General features: G+C 53.8%; 27 protein-coding genes and 2 pseudogenes. 18 read left to right on the forward strand and 11 right to left on the reverse strand.

All coding sequences use genetic code 11. The features are described from left to right. Window positions 1-3: 3 nt before the first annotated feature. From TLL_RS10710 to TLL_RS10730, 5 genes are all read right to left on the reverse strand, one after another. Window positions 4-324, reverse strand: a complete 321-nt coding sequence (locus tag TLL_RS10710) for a hypothetical protein (RefSeq protein ID WP_011057946.1) — start codon at window positions 322-324, stop codon at window positions 4-6. 105 nt (window positions 325-429) lie between these two features. Continuing rightward, window positions 430-1,284, reverse strand: a complete 855-nt coding sequence (locus TLL_RS10715; protein ID WP_011057947.1) for a DUF6671 family protein — start codon at window positions 1,282-1,284, stop codon at window positions 430-432. After that, entirely contained in the window at window positions 1,277-2,047 is a 771-nt protein-coding gene (locus TLL_RS10720) for an ABC transporter ATP-binding protein (protein ID WP_011057948.1), read from the reverse strand. Before TLL_RS10720 ends, TLL_RS10715 begins: the two co-directional genes overlap by 8 nt. A gap of 6 nt (window positions 2,048-2,053) precedes the next feature. Then, window positions 2,054-3,100 (reverse strand): serine hydrolase, encoded by a 1,047-nt coding sequence (locus TLL_RS10725; RefSeq protein WP_164920982.1) that lies wholly within the window; start codon window positions 3,098-3,100, stop codon window positions 2,054-2,056. Window positions 3,101-3,105: 5 nt separating this feature from the next. Then, window positions 3,106-3,858, reverse strand: coding sequence for an RNA methyltransferase (locus TLL_RS10730; protein WP_011057950.1), 753 nt, complete (start codon window positions 3,856-3,858; stop codon window positions 3,106-3,108). Between the two features lie 416 nt (window positions 3,859-4,274). Between TLL_RS10730 and TLL_RS10735 the strand changes: the two genes are divergently transcribed. After that, window positions 4,275-4,454, forward strand: a complete 180-nt coding sequence (locus TLL_RS10735) for a hypothetical protein (RefSeq protein ID WP_126987245.1) — start codon at window positions 4,275-4,277, stop codon at window positions 4,452-4,454. A 1-nt stretch (window position 4,455) separates the two neighbouring features. Here TLL_RS10735 and TLL_RS10740 read toward each other — a convergent pair whose 3' ends face one another. Next, window positions 4,456-5,463: a GntR family transcriptional regulator gene (locus TLL_RS10740; protein ID WP_164920983.1), complete on the reverse strand. Its 1,008-nt coding sequence runs from the start codon at window positions 5,461-5,463 to the stop codon at window positions 4,456-4,458. A gap of 158 nt (window positions 5,464-5,621) precedes the next feature. Beyond that, window positions 5,622-6,731 carry a glutamate 5-kinase gene (proB, locus tag TLL_RS10745; protein WP_011057952.1) on the reverse strand — a complete coding sequence of 370 codons (1,110 nt, stop codon included), beginning with the start codon at window positions 6,729-6,731 and terminating at the stop codon, window positions 5,622-5,624. 74 nt (window positions 6,732-6,805) lie between these two features. Here proB and TLL_RS10750 point away from each other — a divergent pair, with 74 nt between their 5' ends. The 4 genes and pseudogenes from TLL_RS10750 to TLL_RS10760 all read left to right on the forward strand — a co-directional run bounded on the left by TLL_RS10750 (window position 6,806) and on the right by TLL_RS10760 (window position 8,384). Then, complete coding sequence (locus tag TLL_RS10750) at window positions 6,806-7,609, forward strand: inositol monophosphatase family protein (protein ID WP_011057953.1); 804 nt, start codon at window positions 6,806-6,808, stop codon at window positions 7,607-7,609. A gap of 133 nt (window positions 7,610-7,742) precedes the next feature. Next, window positions 7,743-7,904: a DUF29 family protein gene (locus TLL_RS13575; protein ID WP_011057954.1), complete on the forward strand. Its 162-nt coding sequence runs from the start codon at window positions 7,743-7,745 to the stop codon at window positions 7,902-7,904. Further along, window positions 7,870-8,180: pseudogene (locus TLL_RS13580) on the forward strand (DUF29 domain-containing protein). The gene TLL_RS13575 and the pseudogene TLL_RS13580 overlap by 35 nt, the downstream one beginning before the upstream one ends. 18 nt (window positions 8,181-8,198) lie before the next feature. Beyond that, a complete protein-coding gene (locus TLL_RS10760; protein WP_011057956.1) occupies window positions 8,199-8,384 on the forward strand; it encodes a hypothetical protein in 186 nt (61 codons plus the stop codon). On the opposite strand, the gene TLL_RS10765 is transcribed toward TLL_RS10760, so the two are convergent. Next, window positions 8,381-8,965, reverse strand: coding sequence for an L-threonylcarbamoyladenylate synthase (locus tag TLL_RS10765; RefSeq protein ID WP_164920984.1), 585 nt, complete (start codon window positions 8,963-8,965; stop codon window positions 8,381-8,383). The two genes, TLL_RS10760 and TLL_RS10765, sit on opposite strands and share 4 nt — an antisense overlap. A gap of 88 nt (window positions 8,966-9,053) precedes the next feature. Next, window positions 9,054-9,200, reverse strand: a complete 147-nt coding sequence (locus TLL_RS10770) for a hypothetical protein (RefSeq protein WP_164920985.1) — start codon at window positions 9,198-9,200, stop codon at window positions 9,054-9,056. A gap of 109 nt (window positions 9,201-9,309) precedes the next feature. Here TLL_RS10770 and TLL_RS10775 point away from each other — a divergent pair, with 109 nt between their 5' ends. From TLL_RS10775 to TLL_RS10830, 13 genes and pseudogenes are all read left to right on the forward strand, one after another. Next, on the forward strand, window positions 9,310-11,139 hold the full coding sequence (locus TLL_RS10775; RefSeq protein ID WP_011057958.1) for an NAD(P)H-quinone oxidoreductase subunit F: 1,830 nt from the start codon (window positions 9,310-9,312) through the stop codon (window positions 11,137-11,139). A 5-nt stretch (window positions 11,140-11,144) separates the two neighbouring features. Continuing rightward, window positions 11,145-12,620 (forward strand): NADH-quinone oxidoreductase subunit M, encoded by a 1,476-nt coding sequence (locus TLL_RS10780; protein WP_164921221.1) that lies wholly within the window; start codon window positions 11,145-11,147, stop codon window positions 12,618-12,620. Beyond that, entirely contained in the window at window positions 12,617-13,759 is a 1,143-nt protein-coding gene (locus tag TLL_RS10785; protein WP_011057960.1) for a CO2 hydration protein, read from the forward strand. The genes TLL_RS10780 and TLL_RS10785 overlap by 4 nt, the downstream gene beginning before the upstream one ends. A 134-nt stretch (window positions 13,760-13,893) precedes the next feature. Continuing rightward, complete coding sequence (gene glyA, locus TLL_RS10790) at window positions 13,894-15,171, forward strand: serine hydroxymethyltransferase (RefSeq protein WP_011057961.1); 1,278 nt, start codon at window positions 13,894-13,896, stop codon at window positions 15,169-15,171. 28 nt (window positions 15,172-15,199) lie between these two features. Continuing rightward, entirely contained in the window at window positions 15,200-16,246 is a 1,047-nt protein-coding gene (locus TLL_RS10795; protein ID WP_011057962.1) for a glycosyltransferase family 4 protein, read from the forward strand. Between the two features lie 4 nt (window positions 16,247-16,250). Further along, on the forward strand, window positions 16,251-17,501 hold the full coding sequence (locus TLL_RS10800; protein WP_164921222.1) for a competence/damage-inducible protein A: 1,251 nt from the start codon (window positions 16,251-16,253) through the stop codon (window positions 17,499-17,501). Beyond that, window positions 17,498-17,926: a hypothetical protein gene (locus TLL_RS10805; protein WP_011057964.1), complete on the forward strand. Its 429-nt coding sequence runs from the start codon at window positions 17,498-17,500 to the stop codon at window positions 17,924-17,926. Before TLL_RS10800 ends, TLL_RS10805 begins: the two co-directional genes overlap by 4 nt. Before the next feature lie 483 nt (window positions 17,927-18,409). After that, complete coding sequence (locus tag TLL_RS10810; RefSeq protein WP_164920986.1) at window positions 18,410-18,646, forward strand: hypothetical protein; 237 nt, start codon at window positions 18,410-18,412, stop codon at window positions 18,644-18,646. A gap of 12 nt (window positions 18,647-18,658) precedes the next feature. Next, window positions 18,659-18,724, forward strand: a pseudogene (locus TLL_RS13585) (hypothetical protein); the annotation flags it as partial. Between the two features lie 15 nt (window positions 18,725-18,739). Beyond that, window positions 18,740-19,570 (forward strand): YadA family autotransporter adhesin, encoded by an 831-nt coding sequence (locus TLL_RS10815; RefSeq protein ID WP_011057966.1) that lies wholly within the window; start codon window positions 18,740-18,742, stop codon window positions 19,568-19,570. A gap of 446 nt (window positions 19,571-20,016) precedes the next feature. Next, complete coding sequence (locus TLL_RS10820) at window positions 20,017-20,979, forward strand: glycosyltransferase family 9 protein (RefSeq protein WP_011057967.1); 963 nt, start codon at window positions 20,017-20,019, stop codon at window positions 20,977-20,979. Further along, entirely contained in the window at window positions 20,972-21,562 is a 591-nt protein-coding gene (locus tag TLL_RS10825) for a D-glycero-alpha-D-manno-heptose-1,7-bisphosphate 7-phosphatase (RefSeq protein WP_011057968.1), read from the forward strand. Before TLL_RS10820 ends, TLL_RS10825 begins: the two co-directional genes overlap by 8 nt. A gap of 2 nt (window positions 21,563-21,564) precedes the next feature. After that, a complete protein-coding gene (locus TLL_RS10830; RefSeq protein WP_164920988.1) occupies window positions 21,565-22,068 on the forward strand; it encodes a hypothetical protein in 504 nt (167 codons plus the stop codon). Window positions 22,069-22,070: 2 nt separating this feature from the next. Here the strand turns inward: TLL_RS10830 and TLL_RS10835 are convergent, their stop codons facing one another. Together TLL_RS10835 and TLL_RS10840 are read right to left on the reverse strand one after the other, a co-directional pair. Beyond that, complete coding sequence (locus TLL_RS10835; protein ID WP_126987297.1) at window positions 22,071-22,766, reverse strand: Crp/Fnr family transcriptional regulator; 696 nt, start codon at window positions 22,764-22,766, stop codon at window positions 22,071-22,073. Further along, window positions 22,750-23,757 (reverse strand): IS481-like element ISTel1 family transposase, encoded by a 1,008-nt coding sequence (locus TLL_RS10840; RefSeq protein WP_165442188.1) that lies wholly within the window; start codon window positions 23,755-23,757, stop codon window positions 22,750-22,752. Before TLL_RS10840 ends, TLL_RS10835 begins: the two co-directional genes overlap by 17 nt. Between the last annotated feature and the right edge of the window lie 44 nt (window positions 23,758-23,801).

The following is a 23,801-nucleotide window of genomic DNA, read 5'->3' on the forward strand; positions in this document are numbered from 1 at the left end:
GTCCTAGGGCGTCAGCGTTAGATTTTGGAATTGTTGCTGCTGCCGTTTGCGAAAGGCCTCCGCTTCAGCAGTGAGATTTTCCATTTGATCGGTCACCACTTCGTTGGGGTCACGACCATCCATCAAACGCAGCCGATTCATGAGTCCGGGCAGGGAAAAGTTGCCATTCTGAGGATTAAGAAGGGTGCCTAGATCGTTAGCACTGCCGTTTTGTTGCCAGCCCTCCATTGGATTGCTCGTGTTTGCCGTCTGGGCAAAGGCCATACTCCCAAGATTGAGAGTGAGGGCAGCAAGGGCAAGACTGGTGAGATGGCGAGGTCTCATGGATCACTCCTCAAAAATGCGCTAGGAATGCAGACGATGGGAGGGCTCAATCGGTGCCGCAACAGAAGAGACTGTACAGGAATTATACCAAGTCTTTGTCTTTGCCTAGGGATTGCAGAAGTAGCATTGACTGGGATCGGCAACGGTTTCAGGGACAGGTACTGTGAGCTCGTACAAACAGTGTTGACAGAGGTAACGGCTCGCTTTGATTGCACCTGTGGGTGCCCCACACAATTCACAGGGTAGCCCCGGCAGGTGCTCACAAGCCACAAACCCCGGCCAACCACACTGGGGACAGCCCTGGGCCATTGCTTGAACCAGCTCGGCTGCCGCTTGAGCAATCACCCGCATGCGCGTGGGGTTCATGTGGGCACGCATATCGGTTTCAAGGTGAAGGGTGGCATGATTGGTCTGCAGGGTGGCGATCGCCCTTTGCAACTGTTCTTCGCTTTGAATGCCTTTGAAAATAGGCGTATTGGGCAGAGGATCAGCCTGGGCCATCGCAATTAAACCATGGGATGGAAAGCCTACCCGTGCTCCAAAGGCCAAAGCCTCTTCAAGATGACTGACGGTGGCATGGCTAAAGTTAGTGTCTAGGGAGAGGACCTCCCCCCGCAATACCAGATCATGGCGGCGATCTACAAGAAGGATGAGTTCGCGATCGCTCGGGAGCATCGGAAATTGAGGATGGGGGCCAAAGCTCCCCTCACTGGCAATGACTAGGTCGGCACCCGTTTGCGCCAGCACCGCTTCTGCCTTGGCAAGAGCCGCCTCCTCTTGGGTGCCACAGCGGGGAATTTCACGGCTAAAGGTACCAAAGCGATCGCTATCAAAGTCACTGGCAACCACAACCGTCACCCCGAGACGGGCAAGGGCAGGGGCAATCACCTGTTCTTTACCGTGCTTCGTGGCCAGAATGGCCATTCGGCCTTGGAAATAGGACTCTGTTGACTTAAACATCAGCGCCAAGATAGGCCTCAATCACCTTAGGATCATTTTTCACCGTCAGAGGATCGCCGAGGGCAATGAGTTGACCAAAGTCCAATACGGCCAAGCGATCGCACAAACTCATCACCAGGGGCACATGATGCTCAATGAGAATGACCGTCAGTTCAAAGGTTGCCTTGAGGCGGCGAATCAACTCACAGAGCTCTTGCTTTTCCTTGGGATTCATGCCCGCAGCCGGTTCATCCAACAAGAGCAGGCGGGGTTGCAGTGCCAAGGCACGCGCCAGTTCAAGGCGGCGTTGTTCCCCATAGGGTAAGTTGCCTGCTCGCTCGTGGCGCCGCTCGTAGAGATTGACCCAGTAGAGGAGTTCCTTGGCGCGATTCTCCAAGCGCTCCTGAGCATAACGTACGGAGGGCGCCCCCCAAAGGTTCGCCCAAAAACTGGCAGGGGCATGGAGATGCTGTCCCAGGCGAACATTCTCCCAAACACTCATCTCTGGAAAGAGGCGAATATTTTGAAACGTGCGGGCAATCCCCAAAGCAGCAATCTGGTGAGGCTTCAGCCGGTGCAAAGGCTGCTGCTGAAAGAGAATTTTCCCTGCAGTCAGAGGAATTAACCCCGTCAGTAGGTTAAAAAGGGTGGTTTTACCGGCACCATTCGGGCCAATAATGCCAAAGATCTCCCCCGCTTCAACGCTAAAGGAGACCCGCTCAACGGCCTTAAGACCGCCAAAGTAGCGGCACACATTCTCTAGTGTCAGGAGTGGCTGCACCATCTAAGGCTAAGGCGGCGAAAGTTTCTCAAAGGCCTGGTAAACCATCCGCGAGACCTGGCGAATGAGTTCACTCCCTCGGGGATCATTGTAGGGGCGTTTCACCATCATGGCGGCTACATAGCGTTGGCCATTGGGCATATCTACCATGCCAGCATCACCGACCACAATACCAATATCTCCCGTTTTGTGGGCAATGGTGGCCCCTTTGCCAAGACCGGCGGGCAAGAGGGTATTAGTAACCGTGCGCCGCATGATGTCCAGCAGGCGATCGCGACTACGGGGCGAGAGAATTTCTCCCTGACCAATTTTGAGCATCAGCGTTGCCAAATCCCGGGGACTGGTGGTGTTGGTGCCCTTCATATCCGGCAGCGGATTGTTAATCACCGTATTTTCTAAGCCCCATTCCTGAAACTGTTGGTTCAGCTCAGCGGCGCCCCCAAGGCGATCGATGATCATATTCGTTGCCGTGTTGTCGCTAATTGTAATCATTAACTCTGCCACCTCAAGGGCGGCGTACTGGGAGTTGGGCTTTTGGTATTGCAATGTGCCAGCCTCAGGGGCTATGAGATCAGGGCGCATGGTGAGGCGTTCCTGGAGCGTGACTCGTCCCTCATCCACCGCCTTGAAAAAGGCAACAAGAATGGGAAACTTAATCGTAGAGGCGGCAGGAAAAACCTGATCGCCGCCGACATTGAGGGAAGCACCGGAATCTAAATTAAAAAAGTACAGCCCCGCCGTCAGATTGGGTTGGCGGCTAACCAGTTGTTGAATTTGCTGTTGCAGGTTGGTTAGGGGACGTTCGGGGGGTAAGGTTGACGTTGGTGCCTCAGGAGCGGGAGCGATCGCCTGCACCGCTGTGTTCTTTAGGGACAAATCCTGAGGGTGCACCACAGAGAGGAGTGTGCCCACCATCGCAGCAAGGGCCACCCCACTGACGCCACAGCGAAAAGTAATTAAGAACAAATTGGGACGGGGTGGCGGCGGAGGTGTTGCTGGACGAGGGAGTGAGGAAAGACCGGAGGACTGAACCATTGAACGAGACTGAGCAACCATGCCATCTACTTTAGAGGAAAGGTCTCTGAAGAAATCATGGCTGCGTGCTGAATCGCCCACTCCACCTGACGAACCATACCCCGCAATAGGGCCACTTCGGCCTCCGTGGGGTAGGCGCGCCCGAGGAGCGATCGCACCTTGGCCATACGACTGGCAGCGGTATGGGGATACAAAAAACCAATCTGGAGCAGCACCTGCTCTAAATGGTCATAAAAGCCCTGCAACCGCTCAAAGGGGACGGCATCCCCTTGGGGAAAAGTTTCCCCACTGTCGCAGGCCGTCAACCACAACTCATAGCAGCATACGGCAACAGCTTGCGCCAGATTCAAAGATGGGTAGGTATTGGCCGTAGGAATTTTCACCAAACCATGGGCACACTCCAATTCTGCATTCGTGAGCCCCCGATCCTCGCGACCAAACACCAGTGCCGACTGCACTACAGCCAATAGTTGCGGTGCTGCCTGACGGGGTGTCCAACAGGGTAAGGCCAAATCCGCCACATCTCGCCCCACGGTGGCAAAAACCCGCTGACAATCCGCTAGCGCTGCCTCAAGGGAATCGGTCACGTTTGCTTGCTGGAGCACATCCTCTGCATGAACTGCCCAGCGCTGGGCTAGCTCTCCCTTCGGATCACAGCGGGGACTGACCATCCACAACTGCTGTAACCCCATATTTTTCATGACGCGGGCAACGCTGCCGATATTGATCTCCCCTTGGGGTTCAACGAGGACAATCCGCACTGCAGGAAGGGTATCCACGCTTGCTAGCTGAGCCAAAATAAAAAACCATTAAGATTTTTTAGATAATTTTAGAAGACTTCCTTAATCTTTCTCAAGTCCTTGCAAATTCAGGACTTTGACCCATATTTAATAAATTTAAATTTAACAACTGTAACACTCTCCGTCGGCTTCTTAGGGCAATCAGTAAAATTGAGAATAACTTTTTAGGTGTGACCCCTCCTCCCATGCCCATTTGCCGCACCTAGGGAGTTCTCAAGGGATTTCCTAGGTACAGTGTTTTAAAAGGTGGGCTAACCAAAGGGGAGGTGCTTCACTCCTCTAGAGACTTTCACGACCTCGACTGTGTTCCATCCCTGGGAAAAGGGCGGGGGTTTGAGTTGGCAGCAGGGGTCTGGATGGATTGTAGTCTGGTTCTGCAAATGAGGAGTCAACCCATGTGGCGTTTTATAAGCTTGCATTGGCCAAAACTCAGTACTGTTTGCCTCTTGTACTGTGGTCTAGCTGCTGGCTTAGGTTATCTTACGAACCTGCAACTGGATGCCATGCAACGTCAAGCACAAAATCAGCTCGTTCCCGTGGAATTCTCCTATGGGCTGAGTGCTCTCAATCCCTGAGTCAAGAGGCTTTGGCTTCGAGGGGAAGATCCTCTGTCAGACCAATTTCCCGTTTCAGCAGTTCCACCGACTGTGGGTCAATATAGCTTTCGCAGCAAATGAGACGGGGAATGCGAATCAACTCATGGCGAGCCGCCGCAATGGCTGCTTTGACCCGTTCGCCACTGGCGCGATCGCTAATGATCGTATGGGCGCGGTGGACAACGGCATTGAGCTTATAGCTATCGTTGGCCTGGGCGGTCACTAAGAGGAGCTCATCTCCTCGCAGGCTGTGGATCATGACCTCTGCGACACCAAGGGTACCGGAACTGAGACTGACCAGGCCCAAGCAGGAGCCTTTTGGCAATTGCCGTACCACTTCCAGTTCCCGCTGGTAGTTGTAAATATCGATGAAAAATACCCGGACGTCCCTATTGCGGGTGACGGCCTCTGTCATGCTGGCAAAATAGCGCACCGTAACCACGGTTGCCGAGGTGTCACCATCGAGAACTGCTGCCAAATCCTCAAGAAAAACCAGTTCCACAGGAATCGGCAGAAGTTGTTGCAATTCCTGAACAATCAGCTCACCAGCCCCTTGATCGTGGCGGGGCACTGTCACCAAAACCCTTACCCCAGCTTTCTGGCGGGCATCAATCTCAGCAAGGAATAACTCACGAATTTGACTTAGGGAATAGCCCATTTCCAGGAGGGTGTCCACACTGTCTTGAACAATGCGGTGTACAGGCACAACGGCAGGCCGGCGTTGGCGGGGACGGGTTTCCTCTTGACCAAGGGCACGGACATAGATACCAGACCCCACTTGGGGCACGACTAAACCAGCGGCTTCAAGGCGTTCGTAAACTTTGCTGATCGTGTTGCGGTGCAACCCGGTTTGCATGGCGAGCTGCCGCGTACTGGGCAAACGATAGCCTGGGGGAAATTGCCGTGCAGCGATCGCAAAACTAATTTGATTAAAGAGCTGAGTTGAAGCAGGAATTTCGCTATCTGGTTGGATGTGGAACTGAACCATACTTTTTCCGCCAATCAGGTACTGTCTTAATACGCCTTCCTTGGTGGGGCTATGCCAGATGCAAAACCTACCCCCAATCGCTGCATAAACGGTCACAGTTGGTAAGTAATTTTACCGCACCTGCTGCCTATCGTCCTTTTCAGCGCAACTGAACCAGGTTACAGGGTCACCACTAGGTTGTCACGGTGGACAATTGTATCGGCACCGGCATAGCCGAGGATGTTGGCCAATTCCGTAGATTGTTGCCCTTGGACACGACGAATTTCTTCACTGTTGTAGTTGACAAGGCCACGGGCAATTTCGGCTCCTGTGGGGTCACAGAGCTTCACAGCATCTTGAGCCTGAAACTCCCCTTCCACACGGGTAATGCCTGCTGCTAAGAGGGACTTGCCACCCACGGTGATTGCCTTAACGGCACCCTCATCTAGCCATAACTCGCCTTTGGGAATGAGGGCACGGGCAATCCAGCGTTTACGGGCATTGATGGTTTTGGGACGAGGTTCAAAGTGGGTGCCCAAGGCTTCACCCCCAAGGATTTTCAGGAGGTTGGTGGGCGATCGCCCATCGGTAATGACGGTGCGCACGCCGGCTTCTGTGGCAATTTCCGCAGCCCGAATTTTGGTGGCCATGCCGCCGGTGCCCCAAGGGGAGCCAGCAGACCCAACTTGAATGGTTTGTGCTAACTCGGCCAAGGAGACGACCCGCTCAATGGGAACAGCGGTCTTATCAATGCGTGGATCGGCTGAATAGAGGCGATCGACATCTGTGAGCAAAAATAACCAATCGGCTTCGACAAGACTTGCCACAAGGGCTGAGAGGGTATCATTGTCACCAAACTTGAGTTCATCCACCGCCACTGTATCGTTCTCATTGACAATGGGGATGACCCCCAATTCAAACAGTGCTTGGAACGTGTTGTAGATATTCAAGTAGCTCTGGCGATCGACAAAATTTTGCCGTGTCACCAGGATTTGGGCAATGGGCTGACGCAGGACCGCAAAGAGATCATCGTACATCCGCATCAGGTGTCCTTGACCCACTGCTGCCACTGCTTGTTTTTGGGCTAATTGTTGGGGACGTTCTGTCAGGCCCAAGCGCATAGCACCCACGCCCACCGCCCCAGAGGAGACGAGCACCACGCGATCGCCCCGCCGTTGACAGTGACACAGCACCTCCACCAGTTGGGCAATGGTGGCCAAGGCTAGGTTTCCTTCTTTGCCCCCCGCTAAGCTCGATGTGCCAATTTTGACGACCAGTGTTTGTGCCATGGGGAGTCAGGACGAAGATGGCCAAGTGGGTATAGGATCAGACGTGCTCATTGTATCGTGGTGGGAGACAGCCAATGAACTCAGGGTTTTGGTCTGAGGTGCTGGAGACCTGTCAACAGATTCAACAGGTGGTTGCCCCCCGTTTGCTGGAGTGGGCAGGGCAGTCCCCCAGCGATCGCAAAGCCGATGGCAGCCTTGTTACCCGCGCCGACCTTTGGGCCGATCAGAAAATCACTGCGATGCTGCAACAGCAGTTTCCCCACCATGGCTGTTTGAGCGAAGAGGGAAACCATACCTACGGTGGTGAACAGTGGTGTTGGATTATTGATCCCATTGATGGCACGACCAACTATAGCCATGGTCTGCCCATTTGGTGTATTGCCCTCAGTTTGCTCTACCAAGGCACACCCGTATTTGGCTATGTGCACGTTCCCGGCTTGCAGCAAACGTTTCATGGCTTCTATCAAGCGCCTGACCATGCCAACGGTGCCTATTTGAATGGAAAGCCGATTCACGTTAAGGCCAGTGAGCCAAATTTGCAGACGTTTTTTAGCCTTTGTGCCCGCAGTACCGATGTGCTCAAGCGTTCCTTTCCTTGCAAAATTCGCATGTTGGGATCCGCCAGTTACAATTTGCTGACCGTGGCCGCTGGTTATACCCTCGGGGCCGTTGAGCGCACACCTCGCATTTGGGATGTTGCCCCCGCTTGGCCGATTGTCCATGCGGCCGGTAGTCATTGGCAATGGTTGGACTCACCAGAAGCGTGGCAAAGCATGTTTCCCCTGCAGCCGGGACACGAGGCCGGGAGCCGTACCTTTCATACACTGGTGAGTGCCAGTCCCAGTTTGGGGCAATTTTTTGCAGCCTACATTGTTTGATGCGCCAATAAATGTGATCAAAAATAAATGTGATAAATTCAAATTCAAACAAATACAAAATAAATAAATTCATATAATAAAAAATCATGCAAAGAAATTTCTATGAAACCGATTTTTCCACCTGGACACTCCCGTGGGCGCAAAGGCAGGAGACTTTGGCCACCTTGATATTGCCCACTTCGTTGAGGAAATTAAAACCTTGGCACGGCAGAAGCATCGAGAGCTAGAGAATTGCCTAGGAGAATTGCCTAGGAGTCTGGATTGGGCATCTCCTAAAGGGGGACTACCAGCCTGAAAAACGCCGTAAAAGCTGGCGAGCAACTATTGGCGAACAACGGCAGCCGTGGAGAAATTGATCCATCCAAACCCAAGCCTTCAGACCTACCGGGCGCAGGCGATCGCTAAGGCCTATAAGTCTGGCCAAGATTTAGGGGTTCGTGAAACTCCCTTGGACTACCCAGATCTCCCCGAAACCTGCCCCTACACCTTGGAGAAAGTCTTAGATAGCCAGTTTCCTTGCCCACAGAGACAAACTTCAGCCTCATCTAAGGGGAGGCTATACTGGCAGTGACAACGTGGAGTCGCAGTCATGGACACCGCCCAAATTAAAGCTTTAGTGGAAAAAGCCCTAGAAGATAAAATTCTTACCCTCGAAGAACATGGCCAAATTATTGACGCCGTGCTTTCCGATGGCCAAATTTCTGAGGAGGAGGAAAAAATTCTACAGGAACTCCTCGAACGGGTTGCCTCTGGGGAAATTGATTCCCAATACTAGGGGGGTTCAATCTGCACTCGCCCTTGGCGCAGGATGTGCCACTGCCCCGATTGCCATTGCACCACGGTTGAGGGTTGCGGGGGGCTAGGGGGTAACTGCCAAGGGTGGAGCGTTAAAACTTGGGGAAATTCGCGGGCGATCGCCCCCAATTCAATGAGTGGCGGCTGACCTGAGCGGTTAATACTGGTGGTGGCCAACGGTCCTGTTTGTTGGAGGAGGGCTTGGGCAGGCGGCCAGTCAGGAACTCGTAAGCCAATTGTGCCTGTACCTAGGGGGTTCAAACCCGGCGGCAGTTCAGCAGCGGGCAAGACTAAGGTCACTGCCCCCGGCCAATAACGTGCCGCCATTGCAGACCACTGCTCCCATTCAGCAGCACTGCCGCGCACAAAGGGCCAGAGTTGCTCAGGATTGGCGCCCATGAGGATCAAGGGCTTATCCGGTTGACGTTCCTTGGCAGTATAGATCAATTCCCCGCGATCGCAACGACTGGCCAGGGCGGGCACTGTATCTGTGGGAAAACTAATCAACCAATTGCCTGTACGCACTGCGGCCACCAAGGCGGCCATGCTGACCTGTGCCATCGTCCTCACCTACCAACACAATGGCGGCAGCACCTTCCCCTCGAGGATCGGCTGCCCCTTCCAATTCTCCATGATTTAAGGGGCAAATTCAGCTGGTGTTGCCCCCTGCCTTTGCTGCTGTGGGTTGAGCTGCTGTACTATTCCCCGCTGGCTCCTCCTTGAAGCTGGGGCGGGTGGGAAAACGTGTAACCACGAGGGCGATCGCTCCCAGTGCTTGAACTTCCCTAGGGTACATTCTTGCCCCACGCTTGATGGGCTGAAAACTGCTGCGGAACCCCAGCCTGTAAAATACACGAAGAGAGCATTATTGCAAACGTCCTCAACCCCTAAGGTTCATTTTTGCCATGCCAAATTCACTGTTAGAAACCAGTTGGTGGGTACCCTGTTATGGTTTAGTGGGAGCAGCCCTGACCTTGCCTTGGGCGACAGGTTATGTGCGGCGCACAGGGCCTCGACCCGCAGCCTATTTCAACCTGCTAATGACGGTTGTTGCCTTTGGGCATGGTTTTTTCCTATTGCAACAAACTCGCAGTGGTGCCACCGCAACGATTGTTTGGCATTGGCTACAGGCGCCGGGACTCGATCTCTCGTTTTCATTACTCATCAACAGTGTCACCACCGGTGCCATGGAATTGGTCACAGGCCTGAGTATCCTCGCCCAGATTTTTGCCTTGGGTTATCTCGAAAAGGATTGGGGCATGGCCCGCTTCTTTGCCTTAATGGGCTTTTTTGAGGCGGCTCTCAGTGGCATTGCGATTAGTGACTCGCTGCTTCTGAGCTATGGCCTGTTGGAGATGCTGACCCTCTCTACTTATTTACTGATTGGCTTCTGGTATGCCCAGCCCCTGGTGGTCAAAGCAGCAAGGGATGCCTTTCTCACCAAACGGGTGGGGGATATTCTGCTGCTGATGGGGGTGGTGGCGCTTGGCAGCCTGGCGGGGAGTTATGATTTTCCCCATCTCTATGAATGGGCAGAGCAGGCCAATTTGCCAGACGGTTGGGGCTTTTTACTGGGCCTGGCCTTGATTGCAGGGCCCACCGGTAAATGTGCTCAAGTGCCTTTGCATCTGTGGCTCGATGAAGCCATGGAGGGACCCAACCCCGCCTCCATTATGCGCAACTCGGTAGTGGTGGCTGCGGGAGCATATATTCTCATTAAGCTCCAACCGATTCTGGTAGCCTGCCCAGGGGCCAATATTGCTTTGATTGCGATCGGGACAGTCACCGCCATCAGTGAATCGCTGGTCTCGATCGCCCAAATTGACATTAAACGGGCACTGTCCCACTCAACGAGTGTCTATCTAGGACTGGTGTTTATTGGTGTTGGCACGAATTGGACAGATTTCGCCCTGTTTGTATTGCTCACCCATGCCATCGCGAAGGCACTGCTGTTTATGAGTATTGGCAGTGTGATTATGACCACCAACTCTCAGGATTTGACGGAATTGGGAGGGTTAGGCGAACGGATGCCGGCCACGAGTTCGGCCTTTGTTATCGGCGGTCTATCCCTCATTGGCTGTCTGCCCTTGGGGGCCTTTTGGTCGTTTTATCGCGGTATTAGCTACTACTGGCAAACAATGCCTTGGTTGGTGGGTTTGATTTTAGTCGTCAATCTGCTGACGGCTGTGAATCTCACCCGGGTCTTTCGCCTGGTCTTCCTAGGGCCTGCTCAACCTAAAACCCGCCGGGCCCCTGAAGTGACCTGGCCTCTGGCAGTGCCGATGGTGACTTTGAGTATTTTGAATATGCTGGTGCCTTTTATCTTGCAGCGGGTGCAGTTGTTACCAGAGACCATCGATTGGACCATTGTGGCTCTGCTTGTGGTCTCGGGATTGGCGGGTATTCTTTTGGGGGGCTTTGTTACCCTCAAACGCAGTTGGACACGCCCCATCAAGGTACCGTTGCGCTTTGTGCAGGATCTGCTGGCCTACGATTTTTACATTGAGGAGCTGTATCGCTATACGGTTGTCTGGGCCGTGCGATCGCTCTCCCAGTTGAGCGCTTGGGTGGATCGCCACATTGTGGATCGGATTGTGAATACAACGGGGGCGGCCTCCCTCGTTGGGGGTGAATTGCTGAAGTACAGTGCCAGCGGTCAGTCCCAAGCCTACCTACTGCTGGTGTTTATTGGTGTGGCGATTCTTGGGGGGGCGATCGCGTGGCTACTGCTGTAATGCCGCTGTTGAGTTTTCTCCTTTGGGTGCCGCTGTTGGGTGCCCTTGGCCTCAGCCTGTTGCCCGCTGGGAGTTTAGGGCGCACGTACCGCAGTTTAGCCGCTGTGGTGATGGCGATCGCCCTGGTGGTCAGTCTCGCGATCGCCCGTCTATTCGATCCCGGCAACGCAGCCCCACAACTAACCGAGGTGATTCCTTGGCTAGAGCCATTGGGCTTGAGCTATCGCCTGAGCGTGGATGGCCTGTCGCTGCCGCTATTGGTCTTAAATAATTTCCTGACGCTGATTGCCCTATTGGCCACTTCTGTCAACTTGCCCCGTCCTCGGTTGTATTACCCACTGGTACTGCTGTTGAATGCGGGTGTCAGTGGCGCCTTTTTAGCCGACAATTTGCTGCTGTTTTTCCTCTTCTATGAATTAGAGTTGATTCCCCTCTATCTTTTGATTGCCATTTGGGGTGGGTCGCGGCGAAGTTATGCGGCCACCAAGTTTCTAATTTACACAGCGATTTCGGGGGTTCTGCTGTTGGCGGGGTTTCTAGGACTAGTGTGGTTAGCCGATGCCCCCTCCTTTGACTTTGACCCCCAATTATCCACCCTCTTACCCTTAAGCTCACAACTGGTTCTGCTGGGGCTGATTTTGGTGGGCTTTGGCATCAAGATTCCCCTAGTGCCCTTCCATACTTGGCTACCGGATGCCCACGTCGAAGCCTCCACTCCCATTTCGGTGCTGCTGGCAGGGGTGCTCCTGAAACTAGGTACCTATGGGTTAGTGCGCTTTGGGGTGCAATTATTCCCGCAGGCATGGCAGGTCTTGGCGCCCGGGTTGGCCACTTGGGCGGTGATCAGTGTTCTCTACGGTTCTCTGATGGCGATCGCCCAAACGGATATGAAAAAAATGGTGGCCTACAGTTCCATTGGCCACATGGGGTTTGTCCTCTTAGCCACTGCCACGGCCACACCGCTGAGTATTTTGGCTGCTATTGCCCAAATGATGAGCCACGGGTTAATTTCTGCCCTTCTCTTTTTGCTGGTGGGGGTTGTCTATGAAAAAACTGGCAGCCGCAACATTGAGGTACTGCGGGGATTGCTCAACCCTGAGCGGGGGCTGCCCCTCATTGGCAGTCTGATGATTGTTGGGGTCATGGCCAGTGGCGGTATCCCCGGCATGGTGGGCTTTGTGGCGGAGTTCCTGATCTTCCGCAGTAGTTTTCCCACATTCCCAGTGCAAACGCTCCTCTGTATGGTGGGTACGGGCTTAACGTCAGTGTATTTTCTCCTGCTGGTGAACCGCGTCTTTTTTGGTCGTCTGCCCAATGAGTTGATAGATTTGCCGCCCGTTGCTTGGGGCGATCGCCTCCCCAGCCTCCTATTAGCCACGCTAATCTTGATCTTAGGGATTGTTCCCAACTGGCTGATCCATTGGAGTCACACCACGGTTAGCCTTCTTGTTACTGCTGTTGCGACGCTGCCCCCACCATGACCCTGACTACCGCTACCCCAAGCTCCCTACATCAAGAACTGCGTACCACCATCCTAGAGCGGTTGCTCCACGGTCAAGCCCTGTTACCGGACACGCCAACCCATGTGATGGAAGTGGTGGGTATCCTCAAAAGCTATGGGGTCGTGCTCAAGGCCTATGCAGAAAATCTTTGCGACATTAGTGAGCGGCAGTTTCTTGTTCTTTTTCCCTTTTTCAAGTACTTCAACGGCGAGATTACCATTCCCAAGCTGCTGCGCCACTGGTGGCACGATCGCATGAACTATGAATATGCTGAATACTGTATGCGTGCCATGATGTGGCATGGGGGTGGCGGTCTTGATGCCTTCCTAGATTCAGCAGAATTTCGCCAATTGGCCGGCAAGGCGATCGCTGCCAAACTGTGGGGCAACCCCTTGATGCAACTGCTAAACCGGCTTTTTCCGGAGTTTTTGCTGGAAACAGTGCGGATGCTCTGCTACTACAGTGGCTTGGGGCAGTTTTGGTCGGTAATGTATCCCATCTTTTTGACGTTGAGCGATCGCTACGATGGGGGTGATATCCGCAGCATTCCCGATGTCGTAGATCACATTCGTGCGGGTTTGATTGCCGCCGCCGATCGCCCCATTACCTACAGCGTCACCATCCGCGGCCAAACCTACGCAATTCTCCCCGCCAGTGCTGGCCTCACCTTCTTGCCAGACACGGCAATTCCCTATGTCGAAGCAGTCTTCCTGCGGGGCACCCCCTTCTTTGGCTTGGTTTCCTTCAATGCCCAAGCCCAACAAATTTCCCGCGATCAAGCGGAGTTTCGCTATGGTGCCCTCTTCGCCGATCCCATTCCCACGGGCGCAGCTGGTATTCCCCCGACACTGCTCATGCAGGATATGCGCCACTATCTCCCCCCCTATCTTTTGGAGTTCTATCGTCGCCAAGGCCGAGGTGAAGACGATCTGCGAGTAAAAATTTGCCAGACCTTCCAAAAATCAATGTTTTGCGTCACTACGGCGGCAATCACTGCCCTGGCTCCCTATCCTTGGACAACCACAGACCCCCAAGAGCAGGCGGCCAATCGTGCCTTTTACGAAACATGGCTTGACCGCTTAGAAACCTCTCGCCTCTGGAATGTTCAACTTAGCTAGGGGACTCTTTTAGCCCTTGAGGAGAACCAGCAATCCCCCCACTGGAAAACTATCTGCGTGCCCTAAAGAGGAATCAAAGGTCTGACCGCGATAAGATAGTAAGGCAGTTCATCTTCCTTCACCCTGACAATACAATGACCCATATTGATTGGCTTGTGCAAACGGATCCGTTGGTCGCTGAAATGGTACAGCGGGAAGTCCAGCGGCAGCAGCAACACCTCGAACTGATTGCCAGTGAAAACTTTACTTCCCCTGCGGTGATGGCCGCTCAAGGGACAGTTCTCACCAATAAATACGCCGAGGGATTGCCGGGCAAACGCTACTACGGTGGCTGCGAGTTTGTGGATGAAGTGGAGCAACTGGCCATCGATCGCGCCAAGGAACTCTTTGGTGCTGCCCACGCCAACGTTCAGCCTCACTCCGGTGCCCAAGCCAATTTTGCCGTCTTTTTGGCCCTCCTCAATCCCGGGGACACGATTATGGGGATGGATTTGTCCCACGGTGGCCATCTAACCCACGGTTCCCCCGTCAACGTTTCCGGTAAATGGTTTAACGTCGTTCACTATGGTGTTCATCCTGAAACGGAACGCCTCGATATGGATCAGGTGCGGGATTTAGCACGGCAGCACCGTCCCAAGCTAATTATCTGTGGCTATTCCGCCTATCCTCGCGTCATTCCCTTTGCTGAGTTTCGCCAAATTGCCGATGAAGTGGGTGCCTATCTCATGGCTGATATTGCCCACATTGCCGGTTTAGTCGCCAGTGGTTACCATCCCAATCCCGTCCCCCTCTGCGATGTCGTGACAACCACCACCCATAAAACCCTGCGCGGTCCTCGCGGCGGCCTGATTCTGACCCGTGATGAAGACTTAGGCAAAAAGTTGGATAAAGCGGTTTTTCCCGGTACCCAAGGGGGGCCACTGGAGCATGTGATTGCCGCTAAGGCCGTGGCCTTTGGTGAGGCTCTCAAACCAGAATTCAAAGCCTATTGTGGGCAAGTGATTCGCAACGCCCAAGCCCTCGCTGCGGGGCTGCAAGCGCGGCAACTGCGCCTTGTTTCAGGAGGCACCGATAACCATTTGATGCTCATTGACCTGCGATCGGTGAATCTAACGGGCAAAGAGGCCGATCGCCTTATGGGGGAAATCCATATCACCACCAATAAAAACACCATTCCCTTTGACCCCGCCTCCCCTTTTGTTACCAGTGGTCTGCGTTTGGGAACGCCAGCCTTGACAACCCGTGGCTTCACAGAAGTCGAGTTTGCAGAAGTAGCTGAAATCATTAGCGATCGCCTGCATGCCCCAGAGGATGAAGCCATCAAAAATCGCTGCCGCGAGCGGGTGGCTGCCCTCTGCGCTCAATTTCCCCTCTATCCCCACTTGCAATTCCCGCAACCAGTGCTAGCCTAAAAGGGGATCCTGCCAATACCCTGAGCAGATGCTGTACCACCTGATTGCCTTCCTTGCTGCCATTGCCGTTGTCCTGTTGGTCACCCCCATTGTCAATGACCTTGGACATAAAGCAGGGTTTGTGGATCAGCCCAATGAACGCAAGATTCATACCCGTCCCATGGTGCGCTTGGGGGGCGTCTCTATTTTTTTGGGCAATCTGGTGGGGCTACTGATTGTTTGGAATGCGGGGGGCTTTGGTGTTCTGCCTCAGCCGGCGGAGTATGAAATTTGGGGGGTCACCTTAGGAGGGGTGGCCTTTTTTCTCATTGGCCTCGCTGATGATCTATTGACTTTGCCAGCACTCCTGCGCCTTGTCCTGCAATTTCTAGTGGCGGCAATTGTTTGGGCCGTGGGCGTCAAAATTCGCATTATCACTGTGCCCTTTGGCGGCACCGTAGACTTAGGGTGGCTAAGTTTGCCCCTCACCACTGTCTGGCTTGTCGGCATTGCCAATGCCATTAACTTTATTGATGGTGTGGATGGCCTAGCCGCAGGGGTATCCGGCATTGCTGCCTTGGCCATGTTTTTTGTGTGTATGCTCATGGGGGAGCCAGAGGCGGGACTATTGGCTGCAGCCCTGGCAGGGGGTGCCTTAGGATTTCTGCGCTATAACTTCAATCCAGCCCAAATTTTCATGGGCGATGGCGGTGCCTACTTCATGGGCTTTACCCTGGCTGGCTTGGGGATCATTGGCCTGGTTAAGGCCTACACAGCAGTGGCGATTCTCCTGCCCCTATTGATTCTAGCGGTGCCCATTGTGGATACCTCAACGGTGATTTTTAGCCGGCTGCGGCGGGGGCAATCTCCCTTTGCAGCGGATAAGAGACACTTGCACCATCGCCTTCTCAAGGCGGGGCTGTCGCAGCGGGTGACGGTACTCTTTATCTATTGCTTAACCCTGTGGGTGGGCAGTCTTGCTTTAGCTTTGGCGGGTTTACCGGGAGGATGGGGCTATGCCGTGGCAGCGTCTCTGCTGATGGGCTTTGCCGCGTGGTATGTCTGGCAACGGGTGCGCAGCAGCGAAAATGACTGAAACAATGAGTGCAGAAATTATTTGCGTAGGAACAGAATTGCTGCTGGGGGAGATTCTCAACAGTAATGCCCAATTTTTGGCCCAGCAACTAGCCAGCTTGGGGATTCCCCACTACTACCAAACAGTGGTCGGCGACAATCCGACTCGCATTAAAAAGGTGGTGGCCATTGCCTGCGATCGCGCCCGCCTCCTCATCTTTACCGGTGGCCTTGGCCCCACCCCCGATGATCTCACCACCGAGACCCTAGCGGATTTCTTTGCAACCCCCCTCGAAGAACGTCCCGAAATTCTTGCCGATTTAGAGCGCAAATATGCCCATCGGGGCGGCTTTAGTCCTAGTAACCGCAAGCAGGCTCTCCTGCCTGTGGGTGCCCAAATTCTCCCGAACCCCTTGGGGACTGCCCCCGGCATGATCTGGCAGCCGCGCACTGGCTTAACGATTCTCACCTTTCCCGGTGTCCCCGCTGAAATGAAGCAGATGTGGCACGAAACTGCCGTGCCTTTTTTGTGTTCCCAAGGGTGGGGCAAGGAAGTCATTTACAGCCGTGTACTGCGTTTCTGGGGCATTCCAGAATCCATGCTTGCAGAAAAAGTGGCCGCCCAAATTGCCCGCGAGCATCCCACTGTGGCTCCCTATGCCAGCAATGGCGAAGCCCGTCTGCGCATTACCGTACGTGCCAAGGATGAAGCAGAAGCCCAACAATTGATTCAACCCGTTGAAGCAGAAATTCGCCAAATTATTGGTTTAGATTGCTACGGTGCCGATGAGGATACCCTTGCTGGTGTAGTGGCACGACTGCTGCAAGAACGACAGCAAACAGTGGCGGTGGCAGAGTCCTGTACGGGTGGTGGCCTTGGGGAAATGCTGACACGACTGCCGGGGAGTTCCCTCTATTTCAAAGGGGGCGTCATTGCCTACGCCAACGAGATCAAGGTGACTCTTTTGGGGGTCAACCCCGAGGAGCTGGAGCGAGAGGGGGCGGTGAGTGCTGCGGTGGCTGCCCAAATGGCCCTGGGGGTCAAGACGCGCTTGGCCAGTGATTGGGGTGTGAGCATTACGGGGATTGCTGGTCCCGGCGGCGCAACCCTCAGGAAGCCAGTGGGACTGGTGTATATTGGGGTGGCCTTGCCCAATGGCGAGGTTATCAGCCGTGAGTTTCGCTTCAGTGGTCAGCGGGGACGCGATTGGGTACGCTATCTGAGCACGATGAATGCCCTAGATCTCCTGCGGCGACAGTTGTTGGTAAATCCATGAATCACGGTCTGCTCTGGTTACCCCTATTGGCAGTTTTTATTGTGCTGGTAGGGTTGGGTTGGGTTGAGTACCGCAAGCTGGAACACTACCGCCAGTGGGCACAGCAATTTGAAGCCAGTAAGTATGATATTGCTGCTGTTGTTGGTCAGCAGGGCGATCGCCTGACGTGGGGAAAACCAACACCCAAGGGCATTGTTCATCTGCAAACCTGTAACTTATCAAAAGTTCAGAGCATTTGGGTCGAGAGGGGTAACCAGCGGCTTGAGACAGAAGCAACACCTGCCAAAGGCAGAGTTTATCTTGTGCTGCAAACCTACACAGGGGAGCACTATCCCATTCCCTTTACGGAACTGCCCCTGGCCTTGGCGTGGCGCGATCGCCTGCAACCACAACTGACCAATACAACTGAAGGCGAGTCTACATAAGTTCTAAAGCTCAGTCAACCTGTGCCTAATCTGGGCAACGGCTACATAACCTTATTACACATACACATAAAAGCTAGCTAATATAAAAAATTAAAAATTGATACCATTGTAAATCAATTATGCTACCCTATTGCAAGGCCCATAGAGCTGATTGGCAAAAAGCTAGTCTTTCTAAAAAACCTTCAGTCGTTCCAAAGAACGGTGGCTCGACGGTTCATCACCAGGGCTTTATAGCGCCGATAGCTGACCATCTTGACTAAATCACGTTTGAGAGGCTTGACCATCATGATATCAAAAAGACTACTTCCCCTTTCCGCTCTTTTAGTGACCACAGCGGTGCAGGTCATTGTGGATGGCCGCCCAGCCCTGTCTCAAAAAACTACTCGAGACTGTGGAAATCCAAGCGGTTCTTTCTTCGCTTCTACTGGTGGTACAGTGGACGATAATTTAATTTGTGGCTCTCAAAATAATCTTCTTACCAGCTTGACACAGTCTATTGCCGTCGGCATTCAGAACACGGTAACTGCCAACAATGCCACCGCTGTGGGCTTCTTGAACCAAGCGACTAACGCTAACGCCACCGCTGTGGGCCAAGGTAACTTCGCTCAAGGCGACGACAGCACCGCCATGGGCTCAAATAACCAAGCGACGAACACCAACGCCACCGCTGTGGGCTTCCAGAACAACACTCAAGGCCTCGACAGCACCACCATGGGCTGAGGGAACCAAGCTTTGGGGGCTCGGAGTATTGCAGTTGGCCACCAAAGTGTTGCCAATCCAGCGGATAGTGTTGCCATTGGCCAGAGTGCTCAAGTGGCTGCCGGTGCTAATGATGGCGTAGCTATTGGCAAAAATGCTTTGGCCAACCAACCCAACAGTGTGGCTATTGGGGCGAATTCTGTGACAACAGCGCCAAATGCCGTATCTGTTGGTAACGTTGGTGCTGAACGCAAAATTGTCAATGTTGCTCCCGGACTCATTGCACCAACCAGTACAGATGCCATTAATGGAAGTCAGCTCTCCGCTCTCATCAACCAACTATTTGCCACAGGGATTTGTTCGATCACTGGCGCAACAGTCACCTGTGGCAATATTGCCCTAGGAAGTGCTGCAACTCCCACAGGTGCTAACAGCATTGCTATTGGTAACAACTCAATTGCAAATGCTCCCAATGCCATTGCTTTTGGACCAGGAGCACAGGCAATCCATCCCAACAGTGTGGCTATTGGGGCGGGTTCTGTGACAACGGCTCCCAACACCGTTTCTGTGGGCGCTCCAGGCGCAGAACGTCGTATTACCAATGTCGCTACCCCAATCAACCCGACGGATGCTGTGAATAAAGCCTATGTTGATGGTATAGGCGCGGCGGCATTAGGAGCAGCCAATGCCTACACCGACTCTCAAATCAATCAGTTACGGGGAGAGGCCTTTGCAGGTATCGCCTCAGTTTCAGCGTTACTGCCAGTTGTGCCCGCACGTTCTGGCCAAGCTACATTTAATGTGGGATTTGCAACCTACGGCGGATATAGTGCGGCAGGGATAGCAATGGCCTACCAAATAGGAGCTGTAGTTATTAATGGAGGGGCGAGTTTTTCTAGTGCAGGTTATCCCCTTGGGCGCATTGGTATCGGCATCCGTTTCTAGAAAACAGCAGAGAGCCAGGGGGGTCATCCGCTAACTTCACGGAGGCTGCTCCTACCTGTGGTCAAGATGCCACGGAGTAGCCTCATCCTTAGAACTGATGGGAAACCTAGACAGCGCTCGAAATTGTTGTGAGGTCAGCCTAGAGGAGTTCACTTTGTTCTTCTCTGCTGCCCCAAGGTGTAGAGCGCTCTTAACCCCGCTAGGGAGAATGCCCCCATGGAGGGACCTCAAGCGACATCCTTCTGGAGTTGCCGTGTGCCGTTGCATCCAGTGTCTTTTAGTCTCCTACGCCCAGTCATTGCTAGGAGCATTGCCCCGGTTTCTTGGCAGAAAGGGAGAACAAGACCCTTAAGACAACACCGGCAAGCCAAAGGCAGCACCAGGCAACCAGAGGCGAACACAAGCCTTAGGATGGATTCAGGGCTTGCTCCTGTGGGAGGTTGTTGATGAAAAATATCGTGGCACTGGTACCCGGCGGCATTGGTGATCAAATCTTATTTTTTCCCACCCTTGATGATCTCAAAGCCCATTTTCCAGAGGCGCAGTTGGATGTGGTGGTTGAACCCCGGGCCATGGCTGCCTACCAACTCAGTGGCAGCGTTCACCAAGTCATTCCCTTTGACTTCAAAGACCGCAATGCCCTGGCGGATTGGGCAAACCTGATTGGCAGGCTGCGGGAGGGGGAGTACGACGCCATTCTTTCCCTAGGGCGGAGTAAAGCGGTGCGCTTTCTACTGTGGCTGACGGGGATTCCCAAGCGAGTCGGCTTTGCCAAACTCAATCCCTTGGGATTTCTCACCGATGCCATCCCTGTCAACCTTGAGCAGTACAGTGCCGCCACCTACCACGATTTACTCAAAGCCTTTGGGATCACTAGCCCCTGTCCCTTGCCCAAGGCAGTGATTACCGCTGAAGATCGGCAGTGGGCAACTGCGGAGCAGCAACGCTTAGGCCTTTCCAGTGGGTATCGCCTCTTGCACGGCGGCTCTAGTCAAATGGCTCTCAGCAAGGGGATTAACAAAATTTACCCCCCCACCCGTTGGGTTGAGGTTATCCAGACACTGGCACAGGAGGAGCCGCATCTGCCCTTTATTGTGGTCTGTGGGCCTGAGGATCAAGCATGGGTGAGGGCGCTGACGCAGGCGCTACCCGACATTAAAATTAGCTATCCTCCAGATTTGCGCAAACTGGCGGCGCTGATGCAACAGGCACAACAGATGCTCTGTACCGACAGTGGCCCAATGCATATTGGGGTAGCCGTGGGGACTCCCCTTGTGGCGCTTTTTGGCCCTACGGATCCCGCCAAGCTCCTGCCAGCGGATCCGCGCTTTCGCGCTGTCAAATCCCCTACTGGGAATATCGGTGATATTCCTGTGTCCGCTGTGATTGAGGTGGCTCGCCATGCCTAGACCGGCTGTCTTTCTTGATCGCGATGGTGTGCTGAACCAAGAGGTGGGCTATATTCACCGCCTTGAGGACTTGCAGTTAATTCCCGGTGTTGCCCAGGCAGTACGGCGGCTCAATGATGCGGGGTGGTTTTGCTGCTTAGCTTCTAATCAGTCGGGTCCGGCGCGGGATTATTACAGCATCGATCACGTCCATGCTCTGCACCACAGACTTCAGGAGTTGCTAGCCGCAAGTGCCGGTGCGGTGTTAGATGCGGTTTATTTTTGTCCTGATCTCAGCCGTCCCGAAGGGGGAGTAGTTGCCGACTATGCGGGCTGGACAACCTGGCGCAAACCCAATACGGGAATGCTGGTGGCGGCGGCTTGGGATCATGATTTAGATCTCAGCCGCAGTGTGATGGTGGGCGACAAAGCCACTGATATTGATCTGGCGCGGAATGCCGGCTGCTATGGCATTTTGGTACAAACAGGGTTTGGCGATCGCGTCCTTGAGGGCAGTTATCAGCACGCCAGTCAACCCGATTACATTGCAGAGGACTTAGCCGCTGCCGTAGAGTGGATTTGTACTCACCTTGCTCCCCGTTAGGAATGACTTCATCGCCAGACTATACTAAATTTCCCCTTGCCCTACTGTTGCTAGTGGTTCTAGGCTACGTACTTGTGGGCTGGTATTTGTCTGCCTACCCTTGGATGTGGTCGGCCTATGCTTCTTTTTTTGCAGCTATTCTAACAGTGTTTCTCGTGGGTGGCACCTCTAGCCTCTTGCGATCGCGCCAGAGCAACCCTAGAAATATCTTTAGCAGCTTAATGATGCGCGTGGGCACCCCCAGTCTCTTTACAGTGCTGGTGCTGAGTACCGCTGTGACCCTTGCCATTATTGCCTTTCGGGTCTTTAGCGTGATTGCTATTCTCATTGGTACGGAAATTCTCGTGCGGATTGAAATGAAAGCCGCTGGCTACAAGAACTGGCAAATTATGCTAGGGCTGATTCAAATGGCGATTTTAGGGGTGTTCATTGGCTGGAGTATTGGGCACTACCTACCATCCTCTCCAGAGCAATCATTATCCTTGCTAGTCCTAAATCCTTGCTAGTCCTAAAGGAGTAAGTTTTCTAGGGCCCGCAAATTAGTAATGCACAAGCAGTCTTGAGTGCGGCGAATAATCCCCTTGCGCTCCAGTTTCCCCAGCACCCGTGTCACCGTTTCCCGCGCCATGCCACTGAGACTACTTAATTCACGGTGGGGCAGATTGGGAATTTCTAAGCCATCGGCTCCCTGTCGCCCTTGACCATCTGCCAAAAACAGCAGAATATCCGCCACCCGTGACGTACTATCGGATTCCCGCAGCCGCAGCCGCCGATTCACTTGCCGTAGCCGTCGTGCCATTAACTTGGCGAGGCGTATTCCTGCCTGGGGTTCAGTATTGACGAGATTGACAAAATCCGTCGCGGGCATGTTGGCGACAACGGCTGGTGTTAGGGTAATCACATCCGTTGAACGGGGCACTTCCTCTAGGGGGGCCATTTCGCCAAAGAGTTCCCCAGGGCCAAGGATATTCAGGGTGACCTCTTTGCCATCCATGTTGTAGGTGCGAATTTTGACCCAGCCACTGAGAATAAAGTAAACCGATGTGCCCCAGTCATTCTCCAGCAGGATCACTCGGTTGGCAGGATGCTGACGTGTCACCACATGGGCCAGGGCTTTCTCTACCACTGCCTGCGGTAAATCCCGAAAAAAGGGCGTATTTTGCAACGATAATTCAGGTGCAGGAGAACTACGCCGTTGTTGCATAGGTGTCAAGACCCGTGACATTATCTACCCTTGAAACGAAGAGGTCTGGTCGCTCAGTTTGCCACCATCGCAGTTTCTCAATGGGAGTCATGTGGCCCAAAACGCGTTGGGGAATGCGGTGATTGTACGCCCAAAGGTATCGCGTGAGCGTCTCTTGCAAGTCGGCTGCCGAGACAAAGCGTTCAGCGCGCAGAATCTCCGCAATGCGGCCGTTGAAGCGTTCCACCATCCCGTTGGTTTGCGGATGGCGGGGTTGGATGAGCCGATGGGTGATGCGCTTTTCACGACAGAGCTGATCAAACGGATGGTGTCCCGTGGGTTGGCGTTCGCCTGCGGAGGAGAAACGGTCGGTAAACTCCTTGCCGTTATCAGTCAGCACCGTACGCACCACGAAAGGAGCGTTGGCAAGGACATTTGCAAGAAAGCGCGTTGCCGATTCTGCGCTCTTCTCCTCGTGGATTGCCAAATAGACCCAGCGCGTTGCCCGATCAATCGCGACAAAGAGGTAGCGGCGCTGCTCCTCATCCGGCATTTGTGGCAGGTATTTGACGTCGATGTGGATGAACCCAGGTGCGTACGCTTTGAACTGCCGCGTGGTGCTTTTGGGACTGCCTTCGAGGCTTTCGCGTTCCTTTTGCAGTATCCTGAGGTTCGAGACTCCGTGGCGACGCAGGCAGCGATCCAGCGCTGAGCGGCTCAGATTGGGGTTGAGGAACGTCCGGGCAAGAACGAGAAGGTCATCAAGAGGCAGCAAAAGGAGCTTACGCACCTCAACGATCACAAGCTCTTGCGCTTCCGTAAGCGTCGTTTGCAGGCGGTGCGGGCGGGTGCTTTTGTCTTCAACGGTTGCGCGCTTACGCCATTTCGCTACCGTGTGCCGGTGGATCCCGTAACGTCTGGCAAGCTCGCGATGACTGATCGAAGCCGGTGCTTGTTGGATTTCACGGCGAATTCGGGGTGTCGTTCGGGCGTTGGCATGAATACGTGGCATGGTGATACTCCATCGTTGAACGCTTTCCGACCTTGGAACAAGCA

It is taken from the genome of Thermosynechococcus vestitus BP-1 (assembly GCF_000011345.1).
GTDB lineage: Bacteria > Cyanobacteriota > Cyanobacteriia > Thermosynechococcales > Thermosynechococcaceae > Thermosynechococcus > Thermosynechococcus vestitus.